1 protein-coding gene is annotated in these 6,738 nt (G+C 63.3%); it reads left to right on the top strand.

From position 1 onward, the window contains the following. Positions 1 to 6,738, top strand: a 6,738-nt coding sequence (locus tag AC1DQP_RS14460; RefSeq protein ID WP_478051859.1) for an amino acid adenylation domain-containing protein, incomplete at its 3' end; no start/stop codon positions are given.

Here is a 6,738-nt window from a genome sequence, read left to right as displayed (position 1 = left end):
CTGCAAGCACTGTATGCCGGCTTCCTACACGGCGTGCCGGCTGAACTTCCCGACCTGCCCATCCAGTATGCCGACTACGCCCACTGGCAGCGGCAATGGCTCTCCAATGATGCGCTGGCAGACCAGGCAGGCTATTGGCACACGAAGCTGGCCGATGCGCCAGCCCTGCTGGAGCTGCCGAGCGACCGTCGGCGTCCCACCGTGCAGGACTTCGCAGGCGATGCGGTGCCCCTGGTGATCGATGCCGCCTTGACCGCACGCCTGAAGGCGCTGAGCCAACAATGCGGCGTTACCCTCTACATGACCGTGCTTTCCGCCTGGTCCGTGCTGTTGTCTCGCCTGTCCGGGCAAACCGACCTGGTCATTGGCACGCCCACCGCCAATCGACCGCGACTGGAGCTGGAGGGGCTGATCGGCTTCTTCGTCAACACCTTGGCTCTGCGCATCGACACCTACGGCCCACTCAGTGTCGCCGATCTGCTCACGCGAGTGCGTGAGACCGCGCTGAGCGCCCAGCATCACCAGGATCTACCTTTCGAACAGATTGTGGAAATCGTGCGCCCGGCGCGCAGCCTAGCCCACACGCCAATATTCCAGGTCATGCTGGCCTGGCAGGATACGGAACACAGTGACCTGGCGCTGGCCGATATCACTGCGCGGGTGCTGGATGCCACCACATCCTTCGCCAAATTCGACCTGACCCTGAACCTGGGTGAGAGCCCCGATGGTCTGGTCGGTTCACTGAACTACGCCACCGCCTTGTTCGATCGCAACACCATCGAGCGTTTCGGTGCGTATCTGCAGACGATCCTGTCGGCGATGGTCGCCGACAGCACCCAGGCTGTCGATAGCCTGCCGCTGCTACCCGACGCCGAGCGCAACAAGATCCTGGTCGACTGGAATGCGACCGCGACGCCCTATCCGGCCGAACGCTGCGTTCATGAGCTGTTTGAAGCGCAGGTAGAGTGGCAACCGGATGCTACGGCACTGCGTTTCGAGGAGCACTCGCTCACCTATCGTGAACTCAACGAGCATGCCAACCGCTTGGCCAGGCACCTCCGCGAACAGGGCGTGGGGCCAGGGGTAAAGGTCGCCATCTGTGTGGATCGATCCATCGAAATGATGGTCGGCCTGCTGGCCATCCTCAAGGCCGGTGGTGCCTACCTGCCGTTGGATCCCGCCTATCCCACCGATCGCCTGGCCTTCATGCTGGACGATGCGGCGCCTCCGGTTGTATTGACCCATGCCTCTTCGCAGGCACCGCTGCAGGCGGCACTGGACGCTCTTGCGGCACCTCCAGCGGTGATCGACCTGCTGGTTGATGCCCATACCTGGAAAACGCAGGACGCCACCAACCTGGCGCCAGCGATGCTCGGGCTGGGCAGCCGAGACCTGGCCTACGTCATCTACACCTCCGGCTCCACCGGCAGACCCAAGGGGGTAATGATCGAGCATCATTCCTTGGTCAATCGGCTGGTGTGGATGCAGAAGACCTACGGGTTTGACAGCCACAGCACAATCCTGCAAAAGACCCCGATCACCTTCGACGTATCGGTCTGGGAACTCTTCGGTTCACTGTCTGCCGGTGCCTGCCTTGTGCTGGCACGCCCGAATGGACACAAGGATCCGGACTACCTAGTTGGCCTGATGAATGACCAGCAGATCACAATTGTCCACTTTGTTCCATCTATGTTGCAGGCCTTCGTCGACCACGAGGGCAGCGCCGGCTGCACCTCCCTGAAGGACGTTTTCTGCAGCGGCGAGGCACTTCCAGCCATGCTGGCCCGCCGCTTCATGGAGCGGCTGGAGACGACCCGACTGCACAACCTGTACGGGCCGACGGAAGCAACTGTCGACGTCACCGCTTGGACCTGCCCGCGGCCTTTCGAGGAAGACCAGCCCGTCACCATCGGCCGGCCGATCGACAACACGCGAGCCTACATCCTGGACCCGGCAGGTACCCCAACCCCGATCGGCGTGGTTGGCGAGCTGCATCTGAGCGGCGTCGGCCTGGCGCGTGGCTACCTCAATCGCCAAGAGCTGACGGCGGACAAGTTCATCGCCAATCCGTTCGTTCAGAACGACCGGCTGTACCGGACCGGCGACCTGGCTCGCTTCCTGGCCAACGGCGACATCGAGTACATAGGCCGAAATGACTTCCAGGTGAAGCTGCGCGGCTTCCGCATCGAGCTGGGCGAAATCGAAGCACAGTTGGCGGCATGCCCAGGCATCCGCGAAGCGATCGCGCTCGTCCGCGAAGATATGCCCGGTGACAAGCGGCTGGTCGCTTACTACACCACCGATGCCGGCGCCGTTCCGTCTGCAGAAATGCTGACGTCACGACTGGCCGCGGCACTGCCCGAGCATATGGTCCCGGCAGCGTATATCAAGATGGAGGGGATGCCAGTCACCAGCAACGGCAAACTGGACCGTGCAGTACTGCCGGCACCCGACCGGGAGACCTACGTGAGCAAGCCATACGTGGCGCCGGTCGGCAGGGTCGAAAACGAGCTGGCGCAGATCTGGAGTGAGGTCCTGGGCGTGGGTACCATCGGACGCAACGACAACTTCTTCGAGCTTGGCGGTCACTCGCTGTTGGCGGTGCGCATGCTGGAGCGGATGAAGCAGTCCAACCTTCATGCCAACGTACTCACCATCTTCAAGGCCCCGGTGCTGATGCAGCTGGCCGAGGCGGTGCAGGGCGAGCGCACCACGCGGACGAATGTGGTGCCCCCGGCGGTTCCGGAGGGAACGTCCCGGATCACACCAGAAATGGTCCCGCTGGCGGCACTGAGCCAGGAAGACATCGATCATATCGCCGAGGCTGTCGAAGGGGGCATGTCCAATATCAAGGACATCTATCCTCTAACCCACCTGCAGGAGGGCATCCTGTTCCATCACCTGATGGAAACGCAGAGCGATCCCTACCTGATGTGGAGCCTTGTGCGGTTCGGTGAAAAGCAGGCACTGGACGCCTACGTTGAGGCATTGAACGCGGTGATCGCGCGCCACGACATCTGCCGGACCAGCGTGGTCTGGGAAGGGCTGACCTCGCCGTTGCAGGTGGTCTGGCGCCAGGCACCGCTCTCCCTACAGGTCCTGACGTTCGACGCTGCCRTTGGCGACGTCGCAGAACAGTTGGTTGGCCACGTCGACCCCCGCCACTACCGACTCGACCTCCAGAGTGCGCCGTTGATGCGAGTCTACGCCGCGCATGATGCCGCCAGCGGACAGTGGCTCGCGATCCGGATGGTCCACCACCTTATCGACGATGTCACCACGGCACAGCTGCTCAATCATGAGGTCATGGCCATACTTCACGGCGGCGCAGCCGCGCTCCCATCGCCCCTGCCGTTCAAGCACGTGGTCGCACGTGCGCGACATGAAGGCAGCAATGCCGATGATGAGGCCTTCTTCCGCAGTATGCTGCGCGACGTCACGGAGGCGACCGCACCGTTCAATCTACTCAACGTACATGGCGATGGAGCCCACGTCGTCGAAGCCAGGCGGCGCCTGCCCATCGGCCTGTCCCGGCACATCAGACGCAAGGCCAAACAATTGGGGGTCAGTGCGGCCAGCCTGTTCCACGTAGCGTGGGCGCAGGTCGTCGCGCGCACGGCCGGCCGGCCCGATGCAGTCTTTGGCACCGTGTTGTTCGGTCGCATGTCTCTGGACGAATCGGCCGACCGCATCTTCGGCCCGTTCATCAACACCCTCCCCATCCTGGTAAAGGTGGAAGGCGTGGGTGCCACCGAGGGCGTCCGCGCCACCCATCGACGACTGACCGAGCTCATGTCCCATGAGCATGCCTCCCTTGCTCTGGCCCAGCGTTGCAGCGGTGTAGCCGCACCAGCTCCGCTGTTTACCGCCATTCTCAACTACCGCCACGCCATGAATGAGGCCGGAAATCCCATCGATGGCATGACCTCCACCCAGGTCGAGGAGCTGGTCAGCGAGGAACGCACCAACTATCCGCTTGTGCTCAATGTTGACGACATCGAAGAGGATTTCCTGACCTCCATCCAGGTCCTGCCGGCAGTAGATCCCGATCTGGTCTGCAACATGGTACGCACCGCGTTGGAATCGCTGATCCAGGCCTTGGAACAAGAGCCGGACAGCAACCTGCAGACGCTCGGCGTGCTGCCAGCCGAGGAACGGYACAAGATTCTGGTCGACTGGAATGCCACCGCCACRCCATACCCGGCCAAGCGCTGCATYCATGAGCTGTTTGAGGCCCGTGCCGCCGAGTCCCCGGATGCCATCGCGCTGCGCTTCCAGGAACATACCCTCAGCTATCGCCAGCTCAATGAGCAGGCCAATCGCCTGGCCAGGCATCTGCGTGATCAAGGTGTCGCCCCCGGCGTGCAGGTTGCCATCTGCGTGGACCGTTCGCCGGAAATGGTCATCGGCCTGGTCGCCATCCTCAAGGCCGGCGGTGCCTATGTGCCGCTGGATGCAAGCTATCCTGTCGACCGGCTTGTTTCGATGCTGGCCGATGCACGCCCGCAGGTGGCGATGRTCCATGCAGCTACCCGCGACAAGCTGCGTAGTACCTTTGCCGGCCTGCCCGTGTTGCCGGTCGTGGTGGACCTGCAGGCCGATGCACAGGCCTGGGCAAACCAGGAGGCCACCAACCTGCCACCGGCCCTGCTTGGCCTGGGCAGCCGTGACCTGGCCTACATCATCTATACCTCCGGTTCCACGGGTAAGCCCAAGGGCATCAAAGTTGCCCATGCTCCGGTCATCAACCTGATCCATTGGGTCAACCGGACCTACCAGGTCGATCACAACGACTGCCTGCTGTTCATCACCTCGATCAGCTTTGACCTGTCCGTCTACGACATCTTCGGCATCCTGGCCGCCGGTGCCACCATCCAGATGGCCAGCACTGACCAGTTGGCCGATCCGCAGCGCTTGGCCGAGGCTGTGCTCGATCCGCGCGTGACCTTCTGGGATTCGGCCCCGGCCGCCCTGCAGCTGCTGGTGCCGTTCCTGCAGCAGATACCCCGGCAGAATCCCTCGCTGCGCCTGATCTTCAACAGTGGTGACTGGATCCCACTGTCGCTGCCCGGCGCCATGGCCGATGCCTTCCCCAATGCCCGCTTCATTTCCCTGGGCGGTGCCACCGAAGCGACCATCTGGTCCAACCACTTCGAAGTTCACCAGGTCAGCGGCGACTGGCGCAGCATCCCCTACGGCCGCCCGATCCAGAACGCCCGCTACTATGTGCTTGATGCCCACCTGCAGCCGGTCCCGGTCGGCGTCATCGGCAACCTGTACATCGCCGGTCCCTGCTTGGCCGAGGGCTATACCGACCCGCAACTGACCGCCGAGCGATTCGTCTCCTCGCCCTGGCCGGACATTCCCGGACCGCTCTACTGCACCGGTGACCTGGCCCGCTTCTTCTCCAACGGCGACATCGAGTTCATTGGCCGCAACGACTTCCAGGTCAAGGTTCGTGGCTTCCGCATCGAGCTGGGCGAAATCGAGGCCCAGCTGCTGCACTTCCCGGGCGTCCGCGATGCCATCGTCATGGTCCGCGAAGACGTGCCTGGCGACCACCGTCTGGTCGCCTACTACACCACCACCCACGACGCAGACGTATCCACCGAACGCCTGCTGACCCACCTGGGCGGCAAGCTACCCGAGTACATGGTGCCGRCTGCCTACGTGAAAATGGACGAGATGCCGGTGACATCCAACGGCAAACAGGACCGCAAGGCACTGCCGGCACCGGATGGCGAGGCCTACCTCAGCCGGCCGTACCAGGCGCCGATCGGCGAGATCGAAACCGAGCTGGCACGGATCTGGAGTGAAGTCCTGGGCGTGGAGAAGGTCGGTCGCCATGACAACTTCTTCGAGCTTGGCGGGCATTCCCTGCTGGCCGTGCGCATGCTGWCGCTGCTGCGCGAACGCTTCGAAGCGGAGGTCAACCTGACGTCCGTGTTCTCCGCTCCTTCCATCGCCGAACTGGCCGACAGCGTCTCGCGTGCACAGCGCCCGAGCATTCCTGCGATCATTGCCACCGAGCGCCAGCAGGGTGCAGACGTCCCCCTCTCGTTCAACCAGCAGCGGCTCTGGTTCCTCACCCAGATGCAAGGCGCGAGCGCGGCCTACAACATGCCGCTGGCGCTGGAACTGGAGGGGCCGCTGGACGTAGCTGCGCTGCGCAACGCGCTGGATGCGCTGGTGGAGCGACACGCATCACTGCGCACCTCGTTTGTTGCCGTAGACGGCACACCGATGCAGCAGATCGGTCCGGCCGGGCTCAGCTTCCCATTCGCCTTCGATGCTCTGGGCGATGCGGCAGAGGCCGCAGCGATCCTTCCGATATTGCTCGAATTCGAGGCGACCACACCTTTCGATCTGACTCAAGGCCCGCTCGCCCGCGCTCGCTTGATCCAGCTCGGCACGCAGCGTCATGTGTTGGCGCTGAACATGCATCACATTGTCTCGGACGGCTGGTCGAGCATGGTGCTGATGCGCGAACTGCAAGCACTGTATGCCGGCTTCCTACACGGCGTGCCGGCTGAACTTCCCGACCTGCCCATCCAGTATGCCGACTACGCCCACTGGCAGCGGCAATGGCTCTCCAATGATGCGCTGGCAGACCAGGCAGGCTATTGGCACACGAAGCTGGCCGATGCGCCAGCCCTGCTGGAGCCGATGCGCCAGCCCTGCTGGAGCTGCCGAGCGACCGTCGGCGTCCCACCGTGCAGGACTTCGCAGGCGATGCGG

The organism is Stenotrophomonas sp. P5_A8 (assembly GCF_056400545.1).
This window is presented reverse-complemented; position numbering and strand designations above follow the sequence as displayed.